Below are 26,750 nucleotides of genomic sequence, written 5' to 3'. Positions count from 1 at the left end.
GGCAGGAATGAATCCGTTTATAAACGTACACTTTGTGAAACATGCTTTAAATCTAGCTTTTTATGTTTCAAATACACAACATAATTCATTTGAAGTACTGCAAAAGAGGTGCAGCCATTTTGACAAGGTTCAATGTGAGTTTAAATATTCTGAAATACACCTTTTAGGGGCGTTGGGCAAAGATACCCAAGTTTTCCCTAGCATTTCGCGGTTAATCCAATCCTGCAGATAGTTATAACGCAAGCCATGAAAGGTAAATCCCGTTATGGTCACGATCATTCATGGCCCTCTTTCTCCACCTTTCTATGTCTTGCATATATCTCTGTGACGGCCGAGATACTTCTCCATTCATGTTAATTATTGTTTTTAGATAAGTCATAGAATAAAACTTTCTTTATATAGAACGATAGTCCAATAAGTAAAATCATAATCCCAACTATGAATGTAATTAATGGGATATAGCTACTTGTTTCATGAGCTGGATAAAAATCTGGCAAGCCAACCATAAGAATTTTTCCGATGCCAGACAAAGCAATAATTATTAGTCCTGAGCATGTAAATATTGCTGCAATATATTTTTCCAATTATAACCCCACCTTATGATGTAGTTCTCATAATAATTCTAGACAGTTTAGGATGCGATGTCTATAACCTGAATTATTCACAGCTCAAAACTAAAACGCCATTATGGTAAATTGAACGCTGCACCAGCGTTCTTGGATTCCAAAATCGTGAAAATAGAACCAAAGCAACTAAAACATGGCGATATCATCAGCTTACTGCCGATTTTGGACATACGTCTCCTGTGTCTGGGCTTGGGCTTTAAAAAATGACCTATATTTTTACACTATATTTTTACCGTCTTATGTCGGCTTCATAGCCTGTATTCGTTGCAGCACCTGCCAAAAAGTTTCGGATAGACAAAGCTGGAAGCCAGTTTGAAGTAAAACGATCGTCCCGATCGAACCAGCTTGCTGGCTACCTTGATCAACTTTGTGCGAATGGTCTGGATCTGCATGTTCTGGTGACCATCGGGGAAGCAAAGCGTGCGCAGCCAATTGGTTAAATTATAGGCCAACAGGCTCAACATCATTCTAACCTGGTTGACTTGAAAGTCATGACTGCTCATACGATCCATATAAAAGCCATTTTTTGCTTCCTTGATATAGTTTTCCATTGTCCCTCTTTGCTTGTAGGACTGGACAATCGTTTCAGGTGAAATGTGTCACCCAAGTTCGTGACAAAAACCCATGCGTGAAAAGCAATTCACCTGCCGGACGAATGGATTGGATGACCACTTTTCTTGGTTGGGACCAGGACCCAGCCTGATAGTGTATGGTCTCATAATAGCACTCGGTTTGCGTGGCATCGGCTGGTGTCGTATTGGGATGAAGTTCGGCTGCAATGCGCTTCAAAGCAGGGTTGGCTTTCAAACGAATCACGTAAAACACGGATTCACGTTCACACAGCTCATACAGGGCTGGAACGGCAAAACCGCTGTCACCGCGCAGGAACGGTGTGGTTGTCGGAAACACGTTATTATAGTGCTGTATAACAGGTTCGATAAAATCAACCACCCCATTGGACGTATAGACACTGCCCGGACGTAGATCTGCTTTCACAAAGTCACCTGTGATCCCGTCAAAAGCCACCAAAGGATGGAACCCAACGGTTCCATAATGGGTGTTGTAATTCGCTGCTTCCTGATTACCGTAGGTATCAGCGTGGGTGGAATCCAAGTCCAGGATCAGGGCATCGGACGCCCTGTATCGGTGCACCCTGTCCAACAGGTCCTGATTGGCCTGATTCAGTTGATCAATCGAGTTGGCATCAAATCGTTCAAGAAAGCGTGACAGACTAGGCTGAGAAGCCAGAGCTTTCGTCCCAATAATTTGTGTCAGGACAGGATCATTTGTCAGTTGATCGGCGGCATCATCGCCATCGTATCCGGCAATGATCTGGTAGATTTTTTGACGCAATAAGTCCTGATTGGCATGAATATGGTAGTGTCTTTCGTCGTTCAGCACCAGATATTTCGCCAATGTCCGGGTGAAACCAATAGTTTCGTCAAATTCCCGAAACAGGAATTCACCGGTATCCGATGACAGGTCACCCCCATCATGCGACAATTTAATTTGACGGTTGAAATCAAGCGTTATTTGCGGTAAAGTAGCCAATATAAGAACCCCTTTCTGTTGGTTTCTGTTGGTACTTTAACTGTAACAGAAAAAGGGGTTCTTTTTCATTTATTAGATGAATATATGATTTGGTCAAACAACCTGACAATCAAGGGGTTAAGCTATACCAGAGTGTTTTTGTGAATAATTCAGGTTTAAATGATCTGAGGGCATTTCTGTACCGGCTGATAAACTTCCTACTGAAATGGAATAAAGTCGACACACAGCCCTGCTTTAACTATTACATTTTCGGTTCGAATTATCACTTTAAGAATTAGTTGTGATACAAGGGAGGCTTTGCCTAGTATATTACCTTTGGTGATATCAATTTTCCCTTATGTTCTTCTAACTTTAAAGCCCCTGCAGGAAACCCCCATTTCATACAGCAGTTTAACCACTGCGTGTAAATGGGCACTCTCGTTTAACTCGAGTGATTTTTCTTTGCCGTTCACTCTTTTTAGGACTAAAAAAGCCGTTTCTTTTTAAAACCGTTCAACTGATTATAAATGCGTCAAAAAATCATTTTAATGCATTTGTGAGCGCTTTTAATTTCTTTGATGACGTTATATCATCTAACGTAAAAAACATCCAGCAAAGGCTCTTAAATAGTTTAAAGCTATTGGTACTATCTTAAAGATAGATTTATCTTCCAATTACTGTTTAATTCAAAGAGTTAAAAACAGCAATAACGATATACACTTTTTGTATGTATTCACTCATTCCTCATCTTCCAGCCAGTTAAAATAGATGGATGTGTCTCTTTCCTGTCCGTCATTTTCAAGGAGATCCTGCAAACACCTATATAATTCTTTTGCTTCCTGAATAAATACATTTGCTTGTTTTGATGTTAATTTTTCATTTACCTGTCGGTCTATTTCCTTAATCCTAATGATGTATCTTCTAGCCATGTCCCGACTTTTTGAGTTTTCTAAAGCGAGGTAATCAAACATCTTTCTCTCAACTTCATCATTGATTTCACGCAATAACGTTAATTGTTTATCTGTAGCACCCGCTTTACGCTTTCCGGTAGACCAATGTATTTGAAATCCCGTTATCTTTCGTCCGGATTTTATTTCTTTTATACCAAACTTCAAATTCTGTATATTGATTGATTTCATCAATTGCTAAATTAAGCGCTTTAGTTTTTAACAATGATGTATTGCTTTGATAACTTTTAACATTTTCAATACCGAAAAGTCGCATAAGAGATTTTTTTGACAATTCCTTATGCCAATAACCATAATGCGCTTTCAAATATTCGTATAATGTCCAGGAAAAGCTACTTTTAAATTTAGCTGCAATAGATAAATCTGTCATCACATAATTATCTTTTAATTCTAAAATATGAGGGAGCATATCATCAGCCCACTTAAAAGAGAATATTCCTTTTTTATATGTAATACGTTGGAAAACTCTTAAGTAGTCAAATTCATCTTCTTCTAAGTTTACTGTTGCAAATCCTAATTCATATAGCTTTTTAGTATCTTCATTCGCATGTTCTGTTCGATACTCACCAAGACCAAACTTTTGTTCAAAACTAGCCTTGTTGAAAATATTCCTTTTACTATCTTTTTGGGTTGAATAAATTGCATAAGCCAACAACTGCATTTGATTCAATGTTAGCCCATGATTCAACTTAGCCATCGAAAGCTCATTACTTTTCCTAATACTAGATTCATAGTCAATTGTTTGTTCCTTATTATTTTTCATAAAGAGAGTCCCCCTCCTATTTTTGAATTATAACTTTTTGTCTTTTACAAATGCAACTTTATTTAAACTAAGTTTTAATAAACCCGACAAAAAGTTTTAATAAACCCGACAAAAAGTTTTAATAAATCGCTATGATCCCTGATATGTCAACATTAAAGATGGAGACAATATAATTAATATAATAAAATCTTTAAAAGATAATAAATATGCGCGCGTGCGCGATACTATCTCCTTAATTTAAAAACTTCTCAACATAGACAGAAACATCATTTTTTACCCAAATAAACATTAATAACTTCCAGTCGGTTATGCCCGACTTCTTTCGTGATGATTTTTGCTGCATGCCGAAAGTTTCGTCCATGCAACATTTCCCAGTTCAGCCGATCCTGTACATAATTATAACGCAGGCCATGAAAAGTGAGTCTGTTATAGCCACCTTCATGGGAACGCCTTTCTCGGCCTTCCTGTGTCTCGAATTTATTACGGTGACGCCCAAGATATTTTTCGATTCGGTTAATCGCGCGATGCGTTTTTTCTGTCGGTTGCACAAAGATCTTTTCACCACGCTCGACAGATTGCAGTCGCTCGGTCAGCATTTCCCTCGCTTCCGAAGAAAGGGGCACTTGGCGGTGCTTACCGTTTTTTGCTTCATTTTTTACTTGATAAACGCCAGTCCGGAGTGCGTTTTCAGCTTGTGAACGGTGCATAGCCACAGCCTCAGCCACACGCAATCCCATGGTACGACTTAAAACAAACGTATCCCGTACATCACAAGCTGTCCGTTGTTCAGCCCCACCTTCTTTGCTTTGCTCATCAGCAAAAGCATACATATTGTTGTATTCTTCGTTTGTCCAGGAACGGTCGCCTTTTGCTTCTGTTTCAAGTTCAATCCCATGTTGCCTTTCCAGTTCATCATTAGAAGTCAGTTCATGTTTGGCATTAGGAACCATGTCATGGAGATACCGTATTGCCCCCAGATCGTTCTTGATCGTCTTGGTTGTTATCCCTGCATCCTGTCTTGCATGGATAAAGGCCACGACATGTTTATCCTGAAGGTTGCGTAAGTTCTTCATCTTAAATTCCTCATGAACAAACTGTAAAAATTGCTTGCAGCTGCCCTGATATCTGGCACGTGTTCCGTAGGATCCTGACCTTGTATGCTTAAATAACTTGTCAGCCTGTGCTTGAATTGGTGATTTTCCTTTCGCCATCTAAACTCCTCCTTTTGCAAAATGGACATACCTCGGACGTCTGCAAATAACGTTGTCCTCAGCATCTCCTCAAAAACGGAAATCGGTGTAACGCTTGGCGTGTTCGTTTTCAGCTGAGGTGTCCGGCGGCGGTCTCTTTGCCGGGATTTATTTAAAATAAATCCCGGCAAAGAGACCGCCGCCTTCCGCATCAACAAAATGTTGCAGCTTAGCAAATATGAAATTAACGATGAGTGATCTGCTGGTACGTTCTCTTGCGAGTGGGCATGCTGCCCTGTACCAATGACAAATATCATGCGGGTGCATGTAGCTGGCAGGCCAGCTCATTTGCCACTTACCATGTTGCTCTTCCCAACCCAAGAGCAACACAGCGAAACAATCTATGTTAATCAGCCTCTCTCCTTTTTAAATGAACCTCCCTTTCCTGTTTGGAACACAAAATGAGCAACGACGGGCTGAGTAGCGTCCTTGCTTTACGTGTTCGCCTTTTTAATTGTCTTTTAAGCATAAAAATATCGACCGTCGTTAGACGCTCGATTGCTTTTGAATCATTCTCTTTTTGGCACTATCAACCCTGGTGGTTACTGGCGGTTTGTTGCACGTTACCAGCCAAAAATAGCACATACATTTAAAAACGACACACGCCACTTCTAAATTTTTAAATCAAACCTTTGCCTGTTTCAACGACCCTTAGATTATTAGCCCAAGGCGCAAACGCGGCTTTTGTGACGGTGTTGCCATTGCCGTCGATCCATCTTCTCCCTTAAAACAAGAGTTAATGGAAAACTCATCCTTAAACCAAAGGATACTTAGATCGAATCTCCTTCTAAAGTGAAGGTGTGATGAATTCTGCTAAATAAGCAACTAATAAAATATTATATATCTTTATCCTATCAAGTTGGGAATAGATGTCAATATCTTTTTATTTTCTACTATCTCATGATAAAATAAAACAAAGAACAAAGAAATGTGTATCTTTCTGCAAAGGAGTGGCATACTATGGTTATAAAGGCAGATGCAATTCGAAAAAGTGAAGGAGAGACTATGATGAGACCTCAACCATCTGGGGCGAAACAGATTAGTGTGTCTGAAAAACGACAAATCACGATTCCTAAGCGTTTTTATGAGAAATTAGGAATGACGGAATCCCTTATTTGCGAGTTGCGTGGTGATGAAATTGTATTGCGCCCGGCACCAACAGACGCTGATTTCTCCCAGGAAATTTTAAAGGATCTTATTCAAGAGGGATACGAAGGAGAACAGCTTTTGAAATGCTTTCAAAAGCGAAAAGCTCAAATTCGTCCTGCTGTTGAATCTTTAATAACTGAGGCAGATGAGGTTGCTCAACAGTTTACAGGAACAGGTGACGAAGAAACAGAATCCCTATTTGGTGATGTAAGGGAGTGACCTTCATGTTACCTGTTGCGTACTTGAATCCAGCCAAACGCTACTTTAAAAAACTCAAAGAAAAACCACTTAAAAAACAATTTGACGAAGCGATTCATCATATCCGGCTAAATCCTTATGTCGGAGAACCAAAGACAGGGGATTTAGCCGGTATTTATTCTTACAATATTCCATACAAAGGAACACAGTATCGGTTGGCCTATCGGATCGCTGAAAATGACACAGGGGAATTAATTGTTGTTATTTTAGCCGGAACCCGGGAGACCTTTTATCAAGAGTTAAAGCATTTTATGAACTCTTAATACATACAAAAACAAAACCATATAAAAAATAATCACTCGCTGATTCGCTCGATCTTTAGTTTTTTGCTACCGCAAAAATTACCTGCAGGGGCTTGTAAAATTAAAACCTCTTCTGCGACTTGTTTGCAAATGAGATTCACTTAATCAAAAGGTAGTGCAAAAATACATATTACGATTGCGGGTTGTATCACAATAGATTTTGAGCTGAGGAAGCCACAGAGAAAGCGGACAGTGAATTTTTGATAGATTAATAGACTTAATACCTGAAACAATAAAAAACACTTTCTATGCCCCTTGAAATCGTCTTTAAGGACATTATGTACCTTTCTCTTACCTTTTAGTATTTTTTGTATTCTATTAGGACGTTAGATCCAAATTTCATATTAGATATATAAAATATTGTAAATTTTTAGTACACTGCAGTTGAAGGCGCCTTTAAAATTAATATTGAGAGGAGATTTATCATTGAAAAGGTTGTTATCCATTGGATTAGCTGTACTTTTAGTTTTTACAATGATTCCACTTCAATCATTTGCGTCTACAAATGACTCAAGTAAAAATGTAACTTTAACTACTCTTGAAAGGACAGATAATTATCAAAAAGTTGAAGTGAAAGCTAATACAAAAAGTAAATCAGGGAATGGAACGTTAGAATGGGTTAAAAACGGGGATAGAGAATATTATGTTGCTAAACAAAATGGAAAGAAGACTATCATTGAACAAAAAGACAATAAAATATATATGAATGGCGAAGTTGTCACTGAAATTGAAAAGGTCGAACCACACAATGAAAATTCAGCAACGATTTCTTCTTCTTGGGAGCAACTCGGTACTTACAGAACTTCTACGGATGTTGACAAAGCTATGGTAACAGAAATCGCAGGACTTATTGCTTCTTTCTTGGGGAGCCCAATAACTGGGGCAGTCACAACACTAGCTTCTTCAGTTTTTTCTATGGCTACACCTACTATATGGCAAGAAAAAACACAATATTGGGATACTGAAAATTATGGAGATATGAAAAATGTTGTGCGAGCATATGAGCATAGTAATTATACTGGATATATTGGTAGCGCAACTCACGAATTTAGAAGTATGCCACCTGGGTACTAAAACAATATGATACGGTGATCTTAAAATCACCGTATCTAACTTATATTATACTTATGTTTGGGAGAGAATCACCATGAAAAACTATAAACCAATTGAAACAATATTAATGGCTATAGTTATTATTCTTTTTACTGCTTCGCTTGCTGTTTTTCCTGAATATGGATATCAATTAATTTTTGCGTTTGCACTCATAACTTTGGTGTATATATTGGTGAAATGGCAAAGAAACAGGACTTAAATAACACATTTTATCTTAAATTCCTTTCGATTTTAGCTTTTAAAGTGTCTAAAAGCTTGTAACCCACTCGCTTAGGTTTATATCCAAATCTGCCGATTAAAATACGCACAGTGGGTTTTGATAGATTAATAGACCCTTTTTATACCTGAAACAATAAAGAACACCTAAACATTGTAATAAATTAATGCAATGTTTGTTGTGTTAAATTTAACGAAACTATGGGTTTTTTAACGTTCGATCATGGTGCCCGCAGTTCCTTAAAACAATGGTATCCGGCTTTTCAAAGTGAAAGGTTAGGCGTATATCCATATTGGCACTTGCTTCAAATATGTAATCCCAACCCTCCATCTTCTTTGTTCGGAGGGAAGGGTGATGCCAATCATGAGCCAGGAAGCGAAGTGCTTTCTTGATCGCCTTTTGTGATTGACCGTCAAGTGCAGCGAAATTTTTATCAAAGCGCGGTTGTCTGCGAAAATTCAATGGTCCGTTACTCCTTTGACATGTCATCAAGATCGTTTAGTGTCTCGTCCAGACTTTTCGATTCCGTTAGACGGCCGGCTTTAATGTGTTCCTCAACTTCCTGCTCTTCCTTTTGCCATTGTTCAGACCAAAACCATGCTTGATCCTTTGGAATGGAAACCATCGGCACAAACACGATTTTGCCATTTTCCAGACGGACCTGGAGATCATCACCTTCGTGCAGATCTAAGGCTTCCACAATCTCACGGGGAACCGTTACTTGTGATTTTCGTTTGAACCGTACATGTTCTGGTTTCATGGCGGCACCTCTTCTTTCTGTCGTTTCTGCCATCATATGTTTCCCCTTCCTGTTTGATTAATACAAAAGTACAACGGTATGAACTGTTGAACTCATTGTATCATATATTCGAAAAAAAGGATAAAACGCTGATAAGAAATATAGCGCTGTCAGCATTTAAAAGCTAAGATGTATGAATCATTTCCCTGAATTATGTGTATACTAATATATACAAAATGAAAAGGGAGTGCTATAATGAACTTAGATTCTCACAAAGGAGTGTATGCCATGACGACTGCACAAAAATGGGGCAATAGCATTGGTGTCCGTTTACCTTTTAAATTAGCTCAAAAGTATGACATTGCGAATGGGACAGAAATAAACGTTATAGAAGGCACAAACGAGATCATCATTAGACCTGCCAATGATAAGCCGACATTAGATGAATTGTTATCGCAATGTTCAGGTAATAATCCACACGAGGAATTTTTCGAGCAACCAGTGGGAAGGGAAGACATTTAATATGCAGGTTCCAGATAGAGGGGATGTCATTTATTTAGACTTTAATCCCCAGGCAGGAACAGAACAAGCAGGGCATCGCCCCGCCATTGTGCTATCACCAAAGAAGTTTAATGAGGTCACAGGGTATGCGTCCGTTTGTCCCATCAGTCGAACAGAAAGGAATTGGGGATTTCATATTCCTGTTCCGAAAGGTTTGGCAGTTGAGGGTGTCATCATTAGTGATCAAATCAAAAATTTAGATTGGAAAAAAAGAAAAGCACGCATTGCAGGAAAAGCACCTAACGACCTTGTCAATAAGGTTGTTCAGGTGATACATACCTATTTGTACGAAGAGCATCAGGAATAAACATAGGAATTGAAAAGAATATCCATCTGTAATACAACAGTTATTGTAATAATTTAATACAATATTAATACAATAACTGTTGTATTTATTTTAAATGGCTTTAGTTTTCTTTTGACGCAAATATTCCAGCACCGCAAACACAACCTGTTCGTCTTTGTTTTCGTAGGTCGTATCCAGCATAATACGCTGGCCATTAAATAAGGCAGCGTCCAGTAAATAAGGAATTCTGGGGCTGGCATACCCACGTTTGTGTTCCTGAATGATTCCCCATGCATCCCTTTCAAATGTTTTTGAAAGCCCCATGTGATTGACCGCATCACGCACTTGCGTTTTCTTCACTTCCAGCAAATCTTCAAAGATGTTTTTTCGCACTAATTCCCACCACATCTCAGCCCGAATTGCCTCGCGGTCCGTTCCTTTTACATCAGTTGTTGTATGAGGTGACGCAACGGGGATCTCGTCCGGCAGTCGGGATTGTATGAAATGCAGGAGATCCTCTTCTTGAATCAGCCAGCCTTCTTTACGGGATTTTGGCGGAGTCCCTTTGATTTTTCCTTCCCGCAGCCATCTACGGACGCTTTCGATATGCGTGGTTATTTTATAATCTTTTAAAAGGTCAAAAGCCGTTTCAACCGTGTACGTTTTCAATGGAATTCCCCCCTTGCTCATATTACAACAATTGTTGTTATAATTATATTAAAACATTTGTTGCATTAAAGTCAAACGATCATTCATTTTCGTGTTGAACAGGATAAGGGGAAAATGTCCCCACACAAGTCGGGGACCCAGGCAGTGCCTGGTTTTTCCATGATGTCATATTTTTGAGCCAAGGCGTACATTTGGCGCCCTTTATGGGGTACACGTGGCACATACTTTTTAGTGACTCTGCCAATCGCTTAGCCCTCTAGCCCAATCTAAAATCGTTCAGTGTATCGTCAATCTCATCTTGTCGGATACCGATATAGCGCTTCGTAATGCTTGGCGCTGCATGATTGAAGATTTCCTGCAGAATGGCCACGTCTTTAAATTGCTTGTAATGGTGATAACCGAACGTTTTCCGCATGGTGTGCGTGCCAACATCATCCCGATCTAAAAAATCAGCTGCAGCGTCCAGTATTCGATAGACTTGCGTTGTCGTAATGTGACCGTCGCCCTTTTGACTTTTGAACAGGTATTCGTCTGGATGTCTGCCTTCTGTATAGCGCGCTATTTCGCTCTGCAGCATTGAAATATTAACTTCACGGCGCTTATTTGTTTTGCCCTCGTAAATAATAAACTGATTCTTTCCCTTTACATCACCGACTTTGAGCCGAATGATATCATTTACACGCAGACCCGTGTTAATACCGACCAGAAAGATTAATACATCGCGCTGAGCAAGCTCCGGCCTTTTAGGTGTCCCTTTGTTGCCCCGTTTGATGGCCAATTTCATTTCGTCGATTTCCTCTTTTGTTCGTAACGGCTGCACATTGATAATCCGTTCGTTTTTGGCCATGGTTTCCCCTCTCCATTTATGTATTGAAATATAATATATAACCATAAAATAGTACATTTATAGTTATGATAAAATAAAAACCTTGATAAACCAAGGTTTAAAATGTATGCTTTTAACTATTTTATTACATTTTTAATGATAAAAAAGATGGAACAGCGTGGATTTTCGTTTCATTTTGGATTAAATTATAGGTGAAAATTGCTCCCATCAAGAAAAAGCCCCTCTCTCGAAAGAAAGGGGCTGCCGTTCATAGTAAAGGTTAATGGCAGACGGCAACCTGCATCTCTGGTAATGACACAATGTGTAGCGCGTGGGGAACCTTTCCCACCTCATTAACCCTTACTGAACATTAATATTGCCTTGTTAATTATACAAGGGCGTCACTCAAATGACACCCTTACCCAATACATAAGTTGATCATTCCCTGTTTTAGCATAAAAATGAGAACGAGAACTAGGTATTAATCAAATTGCTCGGCAAACTCCCAAAATCCCGGCGCCTGTTCAAAAACATCATTGTAGAAGCATTCCGTGATTTTCGTTTTTAGCTCCTGTTCCAGATCCTCTCGGTTCTGTTGTTCGGTTTGATGGAGCGACTTTTGGATTTTAGGCTCCAACGTTTTTAAAGCTTGTTCCACGTCAGCTGTTGTCATGGCCATCTTGCTCCTTTTTTAGATGGTTTTCTAGTTTTTGCAGTGCTTTTCGATGCAACTTGGATACGTTTTGCGGTGAATCGTTGAATAAATCAGCTATGTTGTTGTTTTGTACGCCATGCACGTATTTGTGCGTTAAAATGCTTTTCTGTTTGGGCGTCAGGGTTTCGATGGCTTGATATAATTGGGGGTCTTCCACACAGTCCGTCACTGTCTCACAGGCAATCATGTCGGCGATATCCGGCGATGACTGGTAAAGCATGTCCTTGTGTGTAGCCCCATCGTTTTCCTCATGCAATGGTTGATCCAATGTTAAGGTTTCGCGATAGCGATGTTTTTTCTTGGCTTTATCAAAGTTCATCGCATTATAGTGAATGACATTCGATAAATACGTCAGCGTTTTCACATGTTTATAAAACGTCTGGAACGCCTCGTTCACTTGTTTCATGTTTTGCTGAGTCGGTGAACAGATAGCCCGTTTCACAAGTTTGTAATGGGTTTCGTCCTGTAAAAACGATTGAATGATCGGCTGCTGAAAGAATTCAGGATGGTTCTGCCGGAATGCTAGGCATTTCTCATGACATCGCTCGTCGTTTTCCTTCACACATATCACCTCATGATTTAAAGAGACATGAAAGTCCCAAAAATAAACCACTTATCGAAAAAAAGGGAACAAACGTTCTATAAATCTATATTAGCATTTGTTTATGTTCGGATACAGGATTTTTTGAAAAAAGGTTGATTTTGAACGTCTTTTTGCTTCTTTAGATAAGAAAGGAGGAAGCACCTATGCAATGTCATGACTGGGTAATGAAACGGCCTCGGAAAAAGGTGGCGGCATGGGAATTTCCGTCCAAAGAAGGAATCAATGATGTCGACTGACTTATCGGCTTGGACGTCCTTATTGGAAAATGTGGGGTTCCCTATTTTTATTGCAGCTTACTTGTTGCTGCGTTTTGAAAAGAAGATCAATAACTTATCCGATACGCTGGACGAACTGAAAGAACTGATTCGAAACCATAGGAAATGAGAAAGGGGAAAAGAAGATGATTTGTCATGAACAAGCCATTCAACGCTATTATCGTATATTAACGACTTATCTAACCATGGCCAAGCATTTGGACTCTTGTTCCCGGGAAGATGAGGCATTTTATCAGGATATGTGCGTGTTATTAGCTAAAAAGATCAAAGCCATACAGGCTGAACTCGCTGATAACGGCTTCGCTTTCTCTCGGGAACTGACCGTACCTTGTGGCGATGCTTTTGTAGCAGATGAACAGGAAAAAAAGGAATAAACGGTTGATATTTTGCCTCCTTCCTTTTCTTTATAAGAAAAAAGGGAGGTGTTTTTATGACAGTGATTGTGTTGGATGCCGGCCACGGAGGATATGACCCCGGAACGTCAGGACGGAGGATACTTTTGTGGGACTAAGCGAGCGAACCAGCATGGCCAATGCTCATAATGCCGATCTGTTTGTATCTTTCCATCATAACGCCGGTGGAGGAGAAGGGTTCGAGAGTTATATTTATCCAGGATTCCGCCATACCAAAACCGGCGACATTCAGCGTATCATACACGCATCTATCATGGAGTTTTATGCTTCGTATAGTCTACGGGACAGAGGCAAAAAAGAAGCCGATTTTTCGGTTCTTCGAGAAACCGACATGCCGGCCATTCTGCTGGAAAACTTATTTCTGGATTCGGCGGTGGATACGTGGCATTTAAAGCAGCCCTCCTTTGTGAGGGAATTAAGTACAGCCATTGCTAAAAGTATTTTAAAAGCTGTGGGATAAAATTTTTAACAAAAATATTGAAAAGTGGTTGTTTTTTAGCCCCTTCATAACTCTTTATGTAACACACAGCATTTGGTGGCATAGCCAAGCGGTTAAGGCAAAGGTCTGCAAAACCTTAATCCTCGGTTCGATCCCGAGTGCCACCTCCAAAAAACCAATCAAAGGAGGGTTAAAATGAAAAGTGAACAGAATAAAAAAAATGTTTCTAAAAAAGCAAAAACATCAGGTGGTATGTGTTCATCAAGCCGTGACTGTTGTCATTTACGAGGCTGTTTAGCAACTTATTATCATGTGTCAGGTGAACTTTGGGAATTCGGAGAATGTGGATGTAGTGGAGACAATTGGACTTAGTGTTAACAGTATGTACAAATAAGAAAGGATGATTTAAGGTGATTGGAAATTTGATTGATGGAAAACACTTACGAGGAAAGGAATTAAATCAAAAGCTCAATGAACTATACGAAAAGGAGCCTTTTAAAAATCTTATTGCAACTATGCAAAATCAAAAAAGTTTTGAAGTTAATGATTTAAACCCTAGAAAGGCATATGTATTTGATGCTGAATTCCGAGAAGAAGACAACATGCACTTTTTTAGCTCTTCAATTCTTCATTTAGTAGATGAAAAGGAAAATATAAGCATTCTCTATAATGAATTGCCCAATGTTCAGGATCACTATTTCGGACAAATTTTGCAACCAAACTCAAATGCATTACATGAGTATTTATATGATGGAGGCAAGGTTCAAAATAACCAAAAGAACACTGAATTAAATAAACTAGCTTTTAGTGATGACTATGAAGAATTACCAGATAATAAAAATTATAAATCTGGAAATTTATTTAACGATCAAATAGAAACACAATCATGGTTCACAGGTGATGGCTGTCTCCCAGGGGGTTACCAACATTGTGGTGGTAATTGCGGATATGATCTGGATCATGGTGGAGGGACTCCTATTAATGACACTGATGATTGTTGTGTAGCTCATGATAACTGTTGGAAAACTTACGGGGATTGGGATTCATGTTGCGATAAAAGATTGATAGAATGTGTAGCTGGGCATACAACAGTTGCAGCAGCGAGTATTAGGGAAGTATTTACACCAAGTTCTCTTAGATGTTTATTTGGCTAAATTTAAAAAAAACGCTACTAATCGTAGCGTTTTTTAAATTCAAGGTGTAAATTCCTCTTTATAGAAATGTCTGAGTTTTACTCCAGCTCAAGAGAATGCTTATTTAGGGAAAAGCGCCCATTTACTTTAAATCATGATTAATGTAAAAATTATTAAAACAATTAAAGGGAATATAGTAAAAAAACAATTTAACCCCTGTAATAGCCATATTAAAAGCGTGTTCTTTTTTGTTGCATAATGACTAATATAAGACAAAGAAATTAAACCAAATATAGGTGTTAAGAACAATAGTGGTGCACCGTAGTTCGGAGGTGAGGCATCTATTAATTCCTCAACCATGAAACCAACTGAAATAACGTTGATACCCATCAGTAATAATGGAATCCATAAATGAAATTCTTTCAAGTTATTAGACATAATTACTTCTTTCCCCCTAACTATTATTTCCGCTTCTCCATATAAAGTTGCCGTAAAGTAAAACCATGTATTTTATTTTAATGAATGCATCACTCTCTAAATTAAGTTAATTACAGACACATTTGACCATTAAATTTTGTTGAACGTATGTTAGGTTGTTCAGAAGAAACAATCCGCAATAGATTAAGACATATTGTAAAGTGGCTATACTCTTGTTTTCATTGTCAACTAGAGCTTCCTTTGCTACCTCGTTTAAATAACTTATGAAAGAATCCTTTGTTGTTTTCCTTATTATTTTCTGCAGCTATCTGCTTTCGCGTTTCCAGTGATTCATTAATGGACTGCATTAACGCTTTATCACGTTCTTCCAGTCGCTGATCTATGTATTCCTGCTGCTCGTCCAGCCGCTTTGTCAGCCCTTCTATAAGTTCATTCTGTTTATGTATCATGCTTTTTAATTCCATTATGTCGTCATTATGCGGCTTCGTATCGTTGTGTGTGTCAGTCTGATATGGCGTTATGCCTTCCTGCTCTGATTCGTTCCCATTATGCCACAGAATAACAGCCTCTGCCGATTCTCCCAGCGTCATGCCGTTATCCTTAAACGTTACAAGTTTCCGCAACGTTATGATGTCTGCATCCGTATAATAACGCTGATTCCGGTTATTCTTTTCAAACGTATATCCCAATTCTTCCAGCATGATACTGTACTTGCGTATCGTGCTGACTTTAAGCTTTAATAAATCTGCTATATCTCCCGGATTATAGACCTTCATACGCTCACCGCCTTTGCTATTCATTCTAGCGTTACAACGGTATAACGTAAACATATAACACAAAGAAGCTTTAAGGAATGACTATTCGTTATAAGTAAAACGCCTATCAGAATTATTATATTGACTTCAGAACGCCCTAACTTGAAGTTAGGCAGACATGACCTAGATTGAACTAGCCCGTATCCACACGCCGTTCACGATATGTACAAACTATGTACAAATAAACGCTATACCATGTACAAAGTCTGCACAACTTCAAAAATAACGATATCACCAAAAAACTTGGCTCTGCCAAGGATAGCACGAATGTGATATCAGTTTTCTATAATGGACCCAAGATTTTAGACACGAAAAAAGGAGATGTTAAGGTAGGTATATGAAACGCAAAAGATATACACCAGAATTCAAATCACAAATCGTGTTGGAAATCTTGAAGGAAGAAAAGGCAATGAGTCAGATTGCTTCGGAACATGGGATTCATGTGAACCAGCTTCATAAATGGAAAACGCAGTTCCTGCAAGAAATGCCACAGGTCTTTGAGAAACAAAACAAAGACTTGGAAAAAATGAAAGCTGACTATGAAGAAAAGCTGGAAAGCCTCTATTCGGAGTTGGTAAGTTAACCACGCAATTGTCGTGGATCAAAAAAAAATCTGGCATCTACAACGACTAGACGGGAACGCATGGAAATGGTGGACTGGGATGATCCTGAACTGCCCATCTCTTGGCAGGCCGACCTGCTTGGGATCAATCGTTCCAGCCTTTACTACAAGCATGTTCAGCCGTCACCGGAAGAGGTTGCCATTAAACATCAGATTGATGAGATTTATACCAAACACCCGTTTTTTGGCTCACGCAAGATTAATGAAATACTAAAGAATAAAGGAGTGAATATCAACCGTAAAAGAGTGCAACGTCACATGCGTGAAATGGGTATACAAGCCATTTATCCGGGTCCTAATTTGAGTAAACGCAATCTGCAGCACCGTATTTATCCATATCTGTTGAAAGGAGTGACGATTACCCGTCCCAATCAAGTCTGGAGCATTGACATAACATACATTCGCCTGTATAACAGCTGGATGTATCTAACGGCCATTATCGATTGGTATTCTCGCTACATTATCAGCTGGGAATTAGATCAGACGCTGGCAATTGACTTTGTCCTGGATGCCGTACAACGTGCATTCACGGTTGGTATACCAGAAATATTTAACAGTGACCAAGGCAGTCATTTCACCAGCCCAAAATATATTAGTCTTTTAAAGGAGCATCCATCCATACAGATATGTGTAAAATAATTCTCGGGGCCACCTGAGGCAATTTTCTAGTCAAAAAAGAGAAGGCACTCTATCATAAATGTATGCTTTGACGGGCAAATACATTTCGAAAGAGGCCTTCTCATGGAAACTATTATATCAAGATTATACGCATTAATAAAGGAAACAAACAACTTAGTTGATTTGGAAGAAAGCATTCGACTCTATATGTATGAGGTGTTTGCTTCCCAGATGGGGGAAGTGTTCACACAGATTAATAAGGTGATTAAAGCTGAGAAACAGAAGTTGGGCTGGACTGTCGAGCGTGAAGATTGGAAAACGGTTCAATTCACGTTTGGGGCAGTTCGTTTTCGGCATACATTAATGCATGACCTGAAAGGTGATTCTCACTATCCCTTTGATGAGTGGGCTGGTCTTCGGAAAAGTCAACGATACAGTCCCCTGACGGAGGTAAAAGTGGCTGAATTGGCTAGTGAGAGCACGTATCGTGCATCAGTCCAAACTTTGAAGGAATGGACCCCCGTAACGATGAGTCATCAAACAGTCGGGAGTATCGTGAAGCGTGTTGGAGATGCGCAGTCCCAGGCTGATGTGGAACTGGCGGCTGAACTGGAGGAAGCAGCGTCCCTTCCGGAGGGAAAAGAAGTTGACTATTTATATACAGAGGCAGATGGCGTTTTTGTCCGTTCTACAAAGAAAAAGAAAAGCCATGAGGTCCGGCATGCGATTATGCATGAAGGCTGGGTCAAAAATGGCAAACGGGTCTCACTCAGCAATCAACACGTAATCATGACAACGAAGCCGACTGATGACTTTTGGAAAGAGGTGCAGTCATATGCGGCCCATGGTTATTCGCTGGAGAATACGCAGGTTGTGACAAATAGTGATGGCGGGCAGGGCTACACAGCTGAACGGTTCCAGGAAGCCTTTTCCCAGTCCCGTTATCCCGTGTTGAATCAACTTGACGCTTACCATGTAGCTCAGGCGTTAAATCGGGCATTAGGCGGTGAAAAGAGTGAATTTAAGGACGGGATAAGAAAAGCGTTAAAACAACACGATTGGCAACAGTTCATACTTTGGCTGGATACATACGAAAGTACCCTGGAAAACGCAAAACAGGTAGAAAAGGTAAACGGTTTTCGAACTTACATTCAGCACAATTGGGATCGTATTTTTGACTGGCGTGAGAAAGTGGAAGACCCGCCAGAAGACGCACGAGGCTTAGGGGCTATGGAATCCAATCAGCGTCGCGTTTCTTTCCGGATGAAAAGACGGGGGATGCATTGGAGCGTAGAAGGCAGTGAAGCTATGGTGAAAGTAAAACAGGGTATCCTCAATAACACGTTGCGGGATGTTTATCTCACATCCCAAAAACGAAGCGCACGCAAGCAGCGAGACGTTGAAAAGACCGTTCGCATGACGGAGTATTTGAATCAGCCAACACGCCCATCGATTGGCGCAAAAGAAGGTTCCATCAGTTTATATACAGCCCATTCATCAGCGATAGGAAACTTGATGAAGAGTTTTAGGTAATACCCTGCATGTTTTTGTCAGGTTCCGGGTTTTGGAACGTGACGAAAACATGCAGGCCACCAAGCGACAGCGCGGTAGCCGGAAAACGTGTACAAAAATAGAGTGCCAAATATATTGGTGTGACAACCACATCGAGAAAAGATTGACACATACTCCATACAGATCAGCATGGACTCAAGAGGCCGGGCATTGGATAATATCATGATCGAACGCTTTTGGAGAAGCCTTAAGTACGAAGAAGTCTATTTAAAAGACTATGGCTCCCCAAGAGCAGCCAGAAGCAATATAAGAGACTACATGAACCTTTATAATCATGAACGGCCTCATCAATCATTAGATTATCAAACACCAGCATCTATTTATTTCAGATAGTCCGTTATCCTTTCCATCTTGGCGCAATTATCTTTCCTGTGCCAGAACCTGTCAAGGGGAAATACGCCCTTGACAGAACCTGACACAGGAAAGAGCTGGTTAGTAAGATGGGAAAGGGAAAACAATGATAACCCCACCTTATTTTTATAAAATTTGTGTCTTGACGATGGGGTCCACCTTATTCCCTTATGCTCTTTTCTAACTTTTAAGCCCCTGAAGGAAACCCATTTTTTACAGCAGTTTAAACCACTGCGTATAAATGGGCACTCGCTTCTAACTCGAGTGATTGTTCCCTGCCATACTTAAAAAACTGTTTCTTTTATGCTGCATCACTAAAAGACGTTTATTGGATAGAAATGCACCAAAAAAATCAATTGAAAGCATCTGTAAGTGCTTTCAATTGATTGCATGACCAAAACACTATATAACGTTAAAAACGCTCTGAAAATGCTTTAAAATAGCTTTAAGCTAACCATACTATCTTCAAGATAGAATTGTCTTCCAACTACTGCTAAAAACAGGGAATAAAATATTGAACAGGATAAGGAGAAATTGTCCCCACAAAAGCTGGGGAAACTAGGCAGAGCCTGTTTTTCCGCAGGGACATTTTTTATTACGATGGCGTACATCTGGCATACAGGTTGGCGTACACGTGGCACATGCTTTTTATTGTATTGGTACACTCGCAACCTATTAAAAAACAGGATAAAATGGCAATATAATCTTTCTATATGGAGTATGTATATACTCAGTCCTCTTCCAGCCAGTTATAATAAACGGATGTGTCTCTTTCCTGTCCGTCATTTTCAAGAAGATCTTGCAGATACCCGTACAATTCTTTTTCTTCCTGAATAAATTCATTTGCTTGTTTTGATGTTAATGTTTCATTTACCTGTCGATCTATGTCCTTGATTCTAATGATGTATGTTCTGGCCATATCCCGGTTCTTTGAATTTTCCAAAGCAAGATAATCAAACATTCTTCTCTCCACTTCATCATGAATTTCGCGCAATAGGGATATTTGTTTATCTGTTGCCCCTGCAACCTGTTTGTCAGTGGACCAGTGCAGCGTGAATCCTGTTATTTTATTGCCTATTTTCGTTTGGGTATACCATGCTTCCAACTCTGTGAATTCGTTTATTTCACTAATAGCAATATTCAACACTGCATTTTTAAATAACGCGGTACTTTTTTGATATGATTTCTTATCCTCTACTGCAAATAAATTCATCAAGGCATCTTTAGATATTTCCTTATGCCAGTAACCATAATGCGCTTTCAAATAATCATATAAAATCCAGCTGAACCCACTTTTAAAATTGGAAGTAATGGTCAAATCCGTCAATACGTACTTCTTTTTCAGCTCCAGAATATAAGGAATCATTTTTTTATTCCATTCAAATGTGAAGTGACCATTCTCATATTCAATAGAACTAAAAACATTGGTAAAGCTGAATTTATCATTTTCTAAATCTTGAGTGCTGAATCTAAGAGTAGAAACTTTATCGCTATCCTCATAAGCGTCATCTGTTTTATAATCTTTTATTCCAAACTTATCTTGGAATTCATACTTCCTGAATTCCGTTTTTCCATTTTGTTGTGTGGAAAAGATCGCATAAGCCAACAACTGCATTTGATTTAATGTCAATCCCTGATTCAGTTTTGCCATCGATAACTCATTGCTTTTTTTGATTGTGTTCGAATAATCAATTAAGTGTTCAGTTTTACTGTTCCTACCCAAAATACGACCTCCATATCTAACTACGCCTGATATGTAATTCCTCTTTTAAATAAATTACATTAATATAATGTAAAAATCAATATATTACAGGTAAAAGGGGGTAAAAATTACAGTATCGGGGGGTAAAAATTACAGTATCGGGGGGTAAAAATTACAGTAAATCGCTATACCCTCTGATATGACAACCTAAAAAATGCCGACAAGGTAATAAAGGTAATAAAGTATTATAAAAATAAATATCTCGCGCGCGTACGCGCGGGGAAACAATCATTTATTTCATCATCCTTAACCCATCCAAACACATTAACAAGAGTTATGTTTTTCCCAAATACGTATTTATGACATTAATCCTCTCATGCCCGACCTCTTTGGTGACCATAGCTGCTGCTTCCCGGAAACGACGGCCATGCAGCATCTCCCGATTCATCCGGTCCTGCACATAGTTATAACGCAGGCCATGAAACGTGAGTTTGTTATAGCCATCATCATGGGAACGCCTTTCCCGTCCTTCCTGCGTCTCGACGTTTTCCCGGTGCCGACCGAGGTATTTCTCAATTCGATTGATCGCATGATGGGTTTTTTCAGTCGGTTGCACAAATATTTTTTCACCACGTTCCACCGTCCGCAGACGCTCGGTCAGCACGTTCTTCGCTTCTTGGGAAAGGGGCACTTGCCGATGTTTGCCGTTCTTTGCTTCGTTTTTGACGTGATAAATTCCCGTCCGGAGGGCGTTTTCAGCCTGTGAACGGTGCATGGCCACGGCTTCCGCCACCCGCAGTCCCATGGTACGACTTAAAACCATTGTATCCCGCCCATCACAAGCTGTCCGTTGTTCAGTCCCATCTCCCCGGCTTTGTTTATCCGCAAAAGCATACATATTGTTATATTCTTCATTTGTCCAGGAACGATCCCCTTTTGCTTCCGAATCGAGTTCAATCCCATGCTGCTTTTCCAGCTCATTATTGGAAGCCAGTTCATGTTTGGCATGAGGAACCATATCATGCAGGTAGCGTATCGCCCCCAGATCATTGCGTATCGTTTTGGTTGCGACGCCGGCTTCCTGCCTTGCTTGGATAAACGCTACCACGTGCTTATCCTGCAGATTGCGCAGATTTTTCATCTTAAATGCCTCGTGGACAAACGATAAAAATTGCTTGCAGCTGCCCCGATATCTGGCACGGGTTCCATAGGAACCTGACCGTGTATGCTTAAATAACTTGTCTGCCTGTGCCTGAATCGGAGATTTACCTTTTGGTTTCTCTGACATAATATCTCTCCTTTTGTCATAAATGGTCCCATAATCAACACAAATCTATTGTGAGCGTTTCTGAAATCAAGTAAATAGGAAACATCCTATTGAAAATAGAATCTTCACAAAGGGTGTTTAAAAAGCTTGTGAATGCATAGAAACTTTGACTCTATCAAAAAAGACATACCCCGGACGACGGCAACCATCGTCGTCCTCGGGCCATCCCCGGACAAACAATCCGGGCGCAGCCCTCGTAACGATGGCTCTTATTCGAGGTTGCCGGGGCCTGTCTCTTTGCCTGAATCATAGACAAAGAGACAGGCCCCGGACGAAGCATAACGGTATGCGTGCATATGACATGAATGATGAGTGCTCTGCTGGTACATTCTCTTGCGAGTGGGCATGTTGCCCTGTACCAATGGCAAATATCATGCGGGTGCATGCAGCTGGCAGCCCAGCTCATTTGCCACTTACCATGTTGCTCTTCCCAACCCAAGAGCAACACAGCGAAACAATCTATGTTAATCAGCCTGTCTCCTTTTTAAATGGACCTCCTTTTCCTGTTTGGAACACAAAATGAGCAACGACGGGCTGAGTATCGTCCTTGCTTTACGTGTTCGCCTTTTTAATTGTCTTTTAAGAATAAAAATATCGACCGTCGTTAGACGCTCGATTGCCTTTGAACCATTCTCTTGTCAGCCCTATCAACCCTAGCGGTTACTGGCGGGTTATTGCACGTTGCCAGCCAAACATAGGACACCCATTTGAAAACGACACACGCCACTTCTATTTTTAAATAAACCTTTGCCTGTTTCAACGATCCTCAGATTATTAGCCCAAGGCGCAAACGCGACTTTTGTGACGGAGTTACCAGTACCGTCCAATCCATCTTCTCCCTAAAACGAGAGTTCATGGAAGCCTTATCCTTATGCCGAATCTCCTTCTCAAGTGAAGGGGTGACGACGTCTGCTTCCATAGCAGCTTAAAAACAATAGTCTTATACGTCAATCATAGCATTATTTCTCCCATGATAACAAGCCATCATGAACCATTGCATGAAAAAACCAGCACATATAAATACCACCTTTAGCTAAGAAAAATCACTCGAGTCAAAAGCGAGTACCCATTTATACGCAGTGATTTTTTCACAAAAATAACAGCGTTTAACATGGGTTTCCTGCAGGGGCTTATGGATAAATAACAAGATCATTTTTTTGGTTGTGATAGATTTGTAAAAACCATGCCATTAAACACTAGCATCCTTATGAAATACACAGAAAGCGCACAGTGGTTTTTAATAGACTAATAGACCTTTCATACCTGAATTAAAAAAACGTTTTGTAACCCCTTTAAAACGGCTTTATAAAAGCCTTCTTATTACAGGATGTATAAATCACTTTCCGAGGGAATCATCATTAGTAATCTAATCAAAAATTTAGCTTGGAAAAAAGACAGGAACGCATTGTAGAAAAGGCACCGAATGACCTTGTTAATTAGGTTGTTTAAGTGATACATACCTATTTGTTTGAAGAACATTATGAATAAACAGAAGCCACATAAAAATCCTTTTTTGTCTTTTTCACAGGTGACCAGAAAGGATTGCAGGAGAATGAGAATATCACCTTCCCTAGAAGTATTAATACAATAATTGTTGTATTAGGTTTTAAATGGCTTTATCTTCTTTTGACGCAGGTACTCCAGCACCGCAAACATAATCTGTTCGTCTTTGCTTTCGTAGGTCGTATCCAGCAAAATGCGCCGACCGTCAAACAAGGCAGCGTCCAGTAAATAGGGAATTCTGGGAGTGGCATACCCTCGTTTATGCTCACGGATACTTTCCCATGCGTAGGTTTCAAACGCTTTGGACAGCCCCATATGCGCCACAGCATCACGCACGTGGGCTTTTTTTACGTCCAGAACATCCTCAAATATGTTTTTCCCTACTAATTCCCACCACATCTCAGCCCGAATGGCCTCGCGGTCTGTTTCTTTTGCATCATTTGTTGTATTGAATAAAACAACAGGGGTATCATCCGGCATGCGGGATTTTATGAACTGCAGGAGATCATCTTCCCGAATCAGCCACCCTTCTTTGCGGGATTTAGGCGGAATTCCTTTGATGGTGCCTTCCCGCAGCCATCGGCGGACGCTTTCCATGTGAGTCGTGATTTTGTAGGTTTTTAACAGGGAAAAGGCGTCCTCAACATTATACATTGTCATCCATCCTTTGCAATAAATGTTGTATTAATATAAGTATAACAAGTGCGGCTGTTCATGCAACATTTATTGTAAAAATATCTTAAGATGACGTCGGTGTCTTAAGACAATGTTTGTTGCATTAATCATTTCACAACATAAGTTGTATTAAATCAGATTTCATTCTCATAAATGGCGAATGGCGGGGGGAGGTAAATATTAGCCCTTCATATACCGTTTCAATGTTTGGTAAAAAGCTTCACGACTGCCGGCCAAAATGATAATAATGAGTTCGCCATCATCATTTTCGGAAATCTGGTAAGCCAACCGATACTGCGTTCCATTGTAATGGATGGCGTAAGTATAAATACCGGCTAAATCCCCCGTCTTAAGGTCTCCAGCATAGGGATTCAGCCGGATTGTCTGAATAGCATGATCAAACTGTTTTTTGAGTGGTTTTTCTTTGAGTTTTTTAAAATAACGTTTAGCTGGATTCAAATACGTAACGGGTAACACGAAACTCACTCCCTTACATCACCAAATAGGGATTCTGTTTCTTCGTCACCTGTTCCTGTAAACTGTTGGGCAGCTTGATCAGCTTCGGCGATTAACGTTTCCACAGCTGGACGAATTTGGGCTTTGCGTTTTTGAAATTCCGTGAGAAGTTGGTCCCCTTCATAACCCTCTTGTAAGAGATCTTTCAAAATGTCCTCTGAAAAATCTTCATCAGTTGGAGCTGGACGGAGCACAATTTCATCGCCACGTAGCTCGCAAATGAGGGATTCCTCAATCCCCAATTGCTCGAAAAAACGTTTGGGAATCGTAATTTGCCGTTTTTCTGATACACGAATGTGTTTAGATGCGGCAGGTTGAGGTCCCATGTTTGTTTCCCTCCCATGCTTATGAATGACATTCATATCCATAGTCATAGTATGCCCTCCTTGTGTCAAAAGAAACTTATTTCTTTGTTCTTTTTTCTTTGTTTCATTTTATCATACTATCCGTCAAAAAACAGAGAAACAGCATAACAAAAGCCCCCAAAGGATAAATAGGGTGTTTTTACCTAACGCCCCTAAAAGGTCTATTTCGGAATATTCAAATTTAAATTGAACTTTGTCAAAATGGTTACGCCCCTTTTGCAATACTTCAAAATGAATTATGTTGTATTTTTGAAATGCAAAAAGCTTGGTTTAAAGCATCTTTCAAAAAGTATACTTTTTGAAAGGCTAGTTTGTAATTCAAGCAACTCTGATCCCCACCCTTTGAGAAAAAACGGGCAAACACCGCATCTTTGCAACATTCTAAGAGCATGGTAATTAGTCAGAGTATTTTGAATTGGACCTTTTCGAGGGGACGGGCAAAAACACCCAAATAACGATTATCCATGAGATTTAATTCCTGAAAACTTATGACGCCCTTACCCTAATCGGAAATCGTTCAAAGTGTCGTCGATCTCATCCTTCCGGATCCCGATATAACGCTTGGTGATGCTTGGCTGGGCATGGTTGAATATCTCCTGCAGAATGGCCACGTCTTTAAATTGCTTGTAATGGTGATACCCAAATGTTTTTCGCATGGTATGCGTGCCAACATCATCACGCCCCAGAAAGTCAGCTGCATCATCCAGTATTCGGTAGACCTGCGTTGTCGTGATATGGCCGTCACCCTTTTGGCTTTTAAACAGGGATTCGCCCGGGTGTCGGCATTCTGTATAGCGTTCAATTTCATCCTGAAGCATGCTTACATTGACCTCACGTCGTTTAGCCGTCTTGCCTTCGTACATCACAAACTGATTCTTTCCCTTCACATCACCGACGGTCAGCCGGATGATGTCATTCACGCGTAACCCGGTGTTAATGCCGATAAGGAAGATCAGAACGTCACGCTGGGCCAACTCCGGGCGCTTGGGTGCCCCTTTATTGCCTCGTTTAATAGCCAGCTTCATTTCGTCGATTTCCTCTTTGGTTCGTAACGGCTGCACATTGATAATCCGTTCGTTTTTGGCCATGGTTTCCCCTCTCCATTTATGTATTGAAATGTAATATATAACCATAAAATAGTACATTTATAGTTATGATAAAATAAAAACCCTGTCAATTTAATTGCTATTTTACGCTTTTTTAGTCGCTATTCTGCGCCGGAAGTAAATACGTAAAGGCTAATTTCTCTTTCGAATGAGAGGAAAATTAGCCTTTTGACATGGCAGGAATGAATCCGTTTATAAACGTACACTTTGTGAAACATGCTTTAAATCTAGCTTTTTATGTTTCAAATACACAACATAATTCATTTTGAAGTACTGCAAAAGAGGTGCAGCCATTTTGACAAGG

Annotated in this window: 34 protein-coding genes, 1 tRNA gene and 3 pseudogenes; 17 read left to right on the top strand and 21 right to left on the bottom strand. The window is 39.9% G+C overall.

Annotation, left to right across the window (positions count from 1 at the left end; all coding sequences use genetic code 11):
• Window positions 1-232, top strand: a 232-nt coding sequence (locus FFL34_RS18745; protein WP_234031587.1) for a hypothetical protein, incomplete at its 5' end; no start/stop codon positions are given.
• Between the two features lie 121 nt (window positions 233-353).
• Here FFL34_RS18745 and FFL34_RS18010 read toward each other — a convergent pair.
• The 6 genes and pseudogenes from FFL34_RS18010 to FFL34_RS17985 form a co-directional block, all read right to left on the bottom strand.
• On the bottom strand, window positions 354-584 hold the full coding sequence (locus FFL34_RS18010) for a hypothetical protein (protein ID WP_138604808.1): 231 nt from the start codon (window positions 582-584) through the stop codon (window positions 354-356).
• Window positions 585-863: 279 nt separating this feature from the next.
• A pseudogene (locus FFL34_RS18005) lies at window positions 864-2,177 on the bottom strand (IS1380 family transposase).
• Window positions 2,178-2,893: 716 nt separating this feature from the next.
• A complete protein-coding gene (locus FFL34_RS18000) occupies window positions 2,894-3,085 on the bottom strand; it encodes a hypothetical protein (RefSeq protein ID WP_138604816.1) in 192 nt (63 codons plus the stop codon).
• A 106-nt stretch (window positions 3,086-3,191) separates the two neighbouring features.
• Window positions 3,192-3,887 carry a replication initiation protein gene (locus tag FFL34_RS17995; RefSeq protein ID WP_138604815.1) on the bottom strand — a complete coding sequence of 232 codons (696 nt, stop codon included), beginning with the start codon at window positions 3,885-3,887 and terminating at the stop codon, window positions 3,192-3,194.
• 266 nt (window positions 3,888-4,153) lie between these two features.
• Window positions 4,154-5,098: a phage integrase N-terminal domain-containing protein gene (locus FFL34_RS17990; RefSeq protein ID WP_138604806.1), complete on the bottom strand. Its 945-nt coding sequence runs from the start codon at window positions 5,096-5,098 to the stop codon at window positions 4,154-4,156.
• Window positions 5,099-5,245: 147 nt separating this feature from the next.
• Window positions 5,246-5,467, bottom strand: a complete 222-nt coding sequence (locus FFL34_RS17985) for a hypothetical protein (RefSeq protein ID WP_138604805.1) — start codon at window positions 5,465-5,467, stop codon at window positions 5,246-5,248.
• 630 nt (window positions 5,468-6,097) lie between these two features.
• On the opposite strand from FFL34_RS17985, the gene FFL34_RS17980 reads away from it, so the two are divergent.
• From FFL34_RS17980 to FFL34_RS18405, 4 genes are all read left to right on the top strand, one after another.
• Window positions 6,098-6,505: an AbrB/MazE/SpoVT family DNA-binding domain-containing protein gene (locus FFL34_RS17980; protein WP_234031585.1), complete on the top strand. Its 408-nt coding sequence runs from the start codon at window positions 6,098-6,100 to the stop codon at window positions 6,503-6,505.
• 5 nt (window positions 6,506-6,510) lie between these two features.
• A complete protein-coding gene (locus tag FFL34_RS17975) occupies window positions 6,511-6,807 on the top strand; it encodes a type II toxin-antitoxin system RelE/ParE family toxin (protein ID WP_138604804.1) in 297 nt (98 codons plus the stop codon).
• Between the two features lie 465 nt (window positions 6,808-7,272).
• Window positions 7,273-7,920, top strand: coding sequence for a hypothetical protein (locus FFL34_RS17970; RefSeq protein ID WP_129678309.1), 648 nt, complete (start codon window positions 7,273-7,275; stop codon window positions 7,918-7,920).
• A 73-nt stretch (window positions 7,921-7,993) separates the two neighbouring features.
• Window positions 7,994-8,158: a hypothetical protein gene (locus FFL34_RS18405; RefSeq protein ID WP_165303882.1), complete on the top strand. Its 165-nt coding sequence runs from the start codon at window positions 7,994-7,996 to the stop codon at window positions 8,156-8,158.
• A 216-nt stretch (window positions 8,159-8,374) separates the two neighbouring features.
• On the opposite strand, the gene FFL34_RS17965 is transcribed toward FFL34_RS18405, so the two are convergent.
• Together FFL34_RS17965 and FFL34_RS17960 are read right to left on the bottom strand one after the other, a co-directional pair.
• Window positions 8,375-8,638, bottom strand: a complete 264-nt coding sequence (locus FFL34_RS17965) for a cytotoxin (RefSeq protein WP_129678311.1) — start codon at window positions 8,636-8,638, stop codon at window positions 8,375-8,377.
• Window positions 8,639-8,645: 7 nt separating this feature from the next.
• A complete protein-coding gene (locus FFL34_RS17960) occupies window positions 8,646-8,972 on the bottom strand; it encodes an AbrB/MazE/SpoVT family DNA-binding domain-containing protein (RefSeq protein ID WP_234031584.1) in 327 nt (108 codons plus the stop codon).
• A 231-nt stretch (window positions 8,973-9,203) separates the two neighbouring features.
• On the opposite strand from FFL34_RS17960, the gene FFL34_RS17955 reads away from it, so the two are divergent.
• Entirely contained in the window at window positions 9,204-9,437 is a 234-nt protein-coding gene (locus tag FFL34_RS17955) for an AbrB/MazE/SpoVT family DNA-binding domain-containing protein (protein ID WP_129678314.1), read from the top strand.
• A 1-nt stretch (window position 9,438) separates the two neighbouring features.
• Window positions 9,439-9,783, top strand: coding sequence for a type II toxin-antitoxin system PemK/MazF family toxin (locus tag FFL34_RS17950; RefSeq protein ID WP_129678316.1), 345 nt, complete (start codon window positions 9,439-9,441; stop codon window positions 9,781-9,783).
• A gap of 90 nt (window positions 9,784-9,873) precedes the next feature.
• On the opposite strand, the gene FFL34_RS17945 is transcribed toward FFL34_RS17950, so the two are convergent.
• The 4 genes from FFL34_RS17945 to FFL34_RS17930 form a co-directional block, all read right to left on the bottom strand.
• Window positions 9,874-10,431 (bottom strand): MerR family transcriptional regulator, encoded by a 558-nt coding sequence (locus FFL34_RS17945; RefSeq protein ID WP_129678318.1) that lies wholly within the window; start codon window positions 10,429-10,431, stop codon window positions 9,874-9,876.
• A 256-nt stretch (window positions 10,432-10,687) separates the two neighbouring features.
• Entirely contained in the window at window positions 10,688-11,278 is a 591-nt protein-coding gene (locus FFL34_RS17940) for a tyrosine-type recombinase/integrase (RefSeq protein WP_129678319.1), read from the bottom strand.
• A 460-nt stretch (window positions 11,279-11,738) separates the two neighbouring features.
• On the bottom strand, window positions 11,739-11,930 hold the full coding sequence (locus FFL34_RS17935) for a hypothetical protein (protein WP_234031583.1): 192 nt from the start codon (window positions 11,928-11,930) through the stop codon (window positions 11,739-11,741).
• On the bottom strand, window positions 11,917-12,534 hold the full coding sequence (locus FFL34_RS17930) for a sigma-70 family RNA polymerase sigma factor (protein WP_129678481.1): 618 nt from the start codon (window positions 12,532-12,534) through the stop codon (window positions 11,917-11,919). Before FFL34_RS17930 ends, FFL34_RS17935 begins: the two co-directional genes overlap by 14 nt.
• A 264-nt stretch (window positions 12,535-12,798) precedes the next feature.
• Here FFL34_RS17930 and FFL34_RS17925 point away from each other — a divergent pair, with 264 nt between their 5' ends.
• The 6 genes from FFL34_RS17925 (at window position 12,799) to FFL34_RS17905 (ending at window position 14,857) form a co-directional block, all read left to right on the top strand.
• Window positions 12,799-12,960, top strand: coding sequence for a YvrJ family protein (locus FFL34_RS17925; RefSeq protein WP_138604803.1), 162 nt, complete (start codon window positions 12,799-12,801; stop codon window positions 12,958-12,960).
• 16 nt (window positions 12,961-12,976) lie between these two features.
• Window positions 12,977-13,225, top strand: a complete 249-nt coding sequence (locus tag FFL34_RS17920) for a hypothetical protein (RefSeq protein WP_129678485.1) — start codon at window positions 12,977-12,979, stop codon at window positions 13,223-13,225.
• A 127-nt stretch (window positions 13,226-13,352) separates the two neighbouring features.
• Window positions 13,353-13,724, top strand: coding sequence for an N-acetylmuramoyl-L-alanine amidase (locus FFL34_RS17915; RefSeq protein WP_199799060.1), 372 nt, complete (start codon window positions 13,353-13,355; stop codon window positions 13,722-13,724).
• Window positions 13,725-13,798: 74 nt separating this feature from the next.
• Window positions 13,799-13,873 (top strand) — tRNA-Cys (locus tag FFL34_RS17910).
• A 25-nt stretch (window positions 13,874-13,898) separates the two neighbouring features.
• A complete protein-coding gene (locus FFL34_RS18400; RefSeq protein WP_165303894.1) occupies window positions 13,899-14,075 on the top strand; it encodes a hypothetical protein in 177 nt (58 codons plus the stop codon).
• A 38-nt stretch (window positions 14,076-14,113) separates the two neighbouring features.
• Entirely contained in the window at window positions 14,114-14,857 is a 744-nt protein-coding gene (locus tag FFL34_RS17905) for a hypothetical protein (RefSeq protein WP_129678457.1), read from the top strand.
• Window positions 14,858-14,983: 126 nt separating this feature from the next.
• Here FFL34_RS17905 and FFL34_RS17900 read toward each other — a convergent pair whose 3' ends face one another.
• Together FFL34_RS17900 and FFL34_RS17895 are read right to left on the bottom strand one after the other, a co-directional pair.
• Window positions 14,984-15,274, bottom strand: a complete 291-nt coding sequence (locus FFL34_RS17900; protein ID WP_138604802.1) for a hypothetical protein — start codon at window positions 15,272-15,274, stop codon at window positions 14,984-14,986.
• Between the two features lie 224 nt (window positions 15,275-15,498).
• On the bottom strand, window positions 15,499-16,050 hold the full coding sequence (locus FFL34_RS17895; RefSeq protein ID WP_165303895.1) for a MerR family transcriptional regulator: 552 nt from the start codon (window positions 16,048-16,050) through the stop codon (window positions 15,499-15,501).
• Between the two features lie 376 nt (window positions 16,051-16,426).
• Between FFL34_RS17895 and FFL34_RS17885 the strand changes: the two are divergent.
• Window positions 16,427-17,323: pseudogene (locus FFL34_RS17885) on the top strand (IS3 family transposase); the annotation flags it as partial.
• A gap of 129 nt (window positions 17,324-17,452) precedes the next feature.
• Window positions 17,453-18,862 (top strand): ISLre2 family transposase, encoded by a 1,410-nt coding sequence (locus FFL34_RS17880; RefSeq protein WP_138601467.1) that lies wholly within the window; start codon window positions 17,453-17,455, stop codon window positions 18,860-18,862.
• Here FFL34_RS17880 and FFL34_RS18740 read toward each other — a convergent pair.
• Window positions 18,855-19,013: a hypothetical protein gene (locus FFL34_RS18740; protein ID WP_171046348.1), complete on the bottom strand. Its 159-nt coding sequence runs from the start codon at window positions 19,011-19,013 to the stop codon at window positions 18,855-18,857. The genes FFL34_RS17880 and FFL34_RS18740 overlap by 8 nt on opposite strands.
• A gap of 5 nt (window positions 19,014-19,018) precedes the next feature.
• Here FFL34_RS18740 and FFL34_RS17875 point away from each other — a divergent pair.
• Window positions 19,019-19,234 (top strand): annotated as a pseudogene (locus FFL34_RS17875) (integrase core domain-containing protein); the annotation flags it as partial.
• A gap of 748 nt (window positions 19,235-19,982) precedes the next feature.
• Here FFL34_RS17875 and FFL34_RS17870 read toward each other — a convergent pair.
• Window positions 19,983-20,975 (bottom strand): replication initiation protein, encoded by a 993-nt coding sequence (locus FFL34_RS17870; protein WP_129678303.1) that lies wholly within the window; start codon window positions 20,973-20,975, stop codon window positions 19,983-19,985.
• Between the two features lie 313 nt (window positions 20,976-21,288).
• Window positions 21,289-22,242, bottom strand: a complete 954-nt coding sequence (locus tag FFL34_RS17865; protein ID WP_138604813.1) for a site-specific integrase — start codon at window positions 22,240-22,242, stop codon at window positions 21,289-21,291.
• 325 nt (window positions 22,243-22,567) lie between these two features.
• Here FFL34_RS17865 and FFL34_RS17860 point away from each other — a divergent pair, with 325 nt between their 5' ends.
• A complete protein-coding gene (locus FFL34_RS17860) occupies window positions 22,568-22,804 on the top strand; it encodes a hypothetical protein (protein WP_138604812.1) in 237 nt (78 codons plus the stop codon).
• A 1,076-nt stretch (window positions 22,805-23,880) separates the two neighbouring features.
• On the opposite strand, the gene FFL34_RS17855 is transcribed toward FFL34_RS17860, so the two are convergent.
• The 4 genes from FFL34_RS17855 to FFL34_RS17840 form a co-directional block, all read right to left on the bottom strand.
• Entirely contained in the window at window positions 23,881-24,438 is a 558-nt protein-coding gene (locus FFL34_RS17855; protein WP_138604811.1) for a hypothetical protein, read from the bottom strand.
• A 201-nt stretch (window positions 24,439-24,639) separates the two neighbouring features.
• Window positions 24,640-24,936: a type II toxin-antitoxin system RelE/ParE family toxin gene (locus tag FFL34_RS17850; protein WP_138604810.1), complete on the bottom strand. Its 297-nt coding sequence runs from the start codon at window positions 24,934-24,936 to the stop codon at window positions 24,640-24,642.
• A gap of 5 nt (window positions 24,937-24,941) precedes the next feature.
• Window positions 24,942-25,349: an AbrB/MazE/SpoVT family DNA-binding domain-containing protein gene (locus FFL34_RS17845; RefSeq protein WP_234031586.1), complete on the bottom strand. Its 408-nt coding sequence runs from the start codon at window positions 25,347-25,349 to the stop codon at window positions 24,942-24,944.
• A 488-nt stretch (window positions 25,350-25,837) separates the two neighbouring features.
• Window positions 25,838-26,428, bottom strand: a complete 591-nt coding sequence (locus FFL34_RS17840) for a tyrosine-type recombinase/integrase (RefSeq protein WP_138604809.1) — start codon at window positions 26,426-26,428, stop codon at window positions 25,838-25,840.
• Window positions 26,429-26,750 lie beyond the last annotated feature (322 nt).

The sequence above is a fragment of the Lentibacillus cibarius genome (assembly GCF_005887555.1).
Taxonomy (GTDB): domain Bacteria; phylum Bacillota; class Bacilli; order Bacillales; family Amphibacillaceae; genus Lentibacillus; species Lentibacillus cibarius.
The sequence above is the reverse complement of the archived record's forward strand: the minus strand, read 5'-3'. Positions and strand labels throughout refer to the sequence as shown.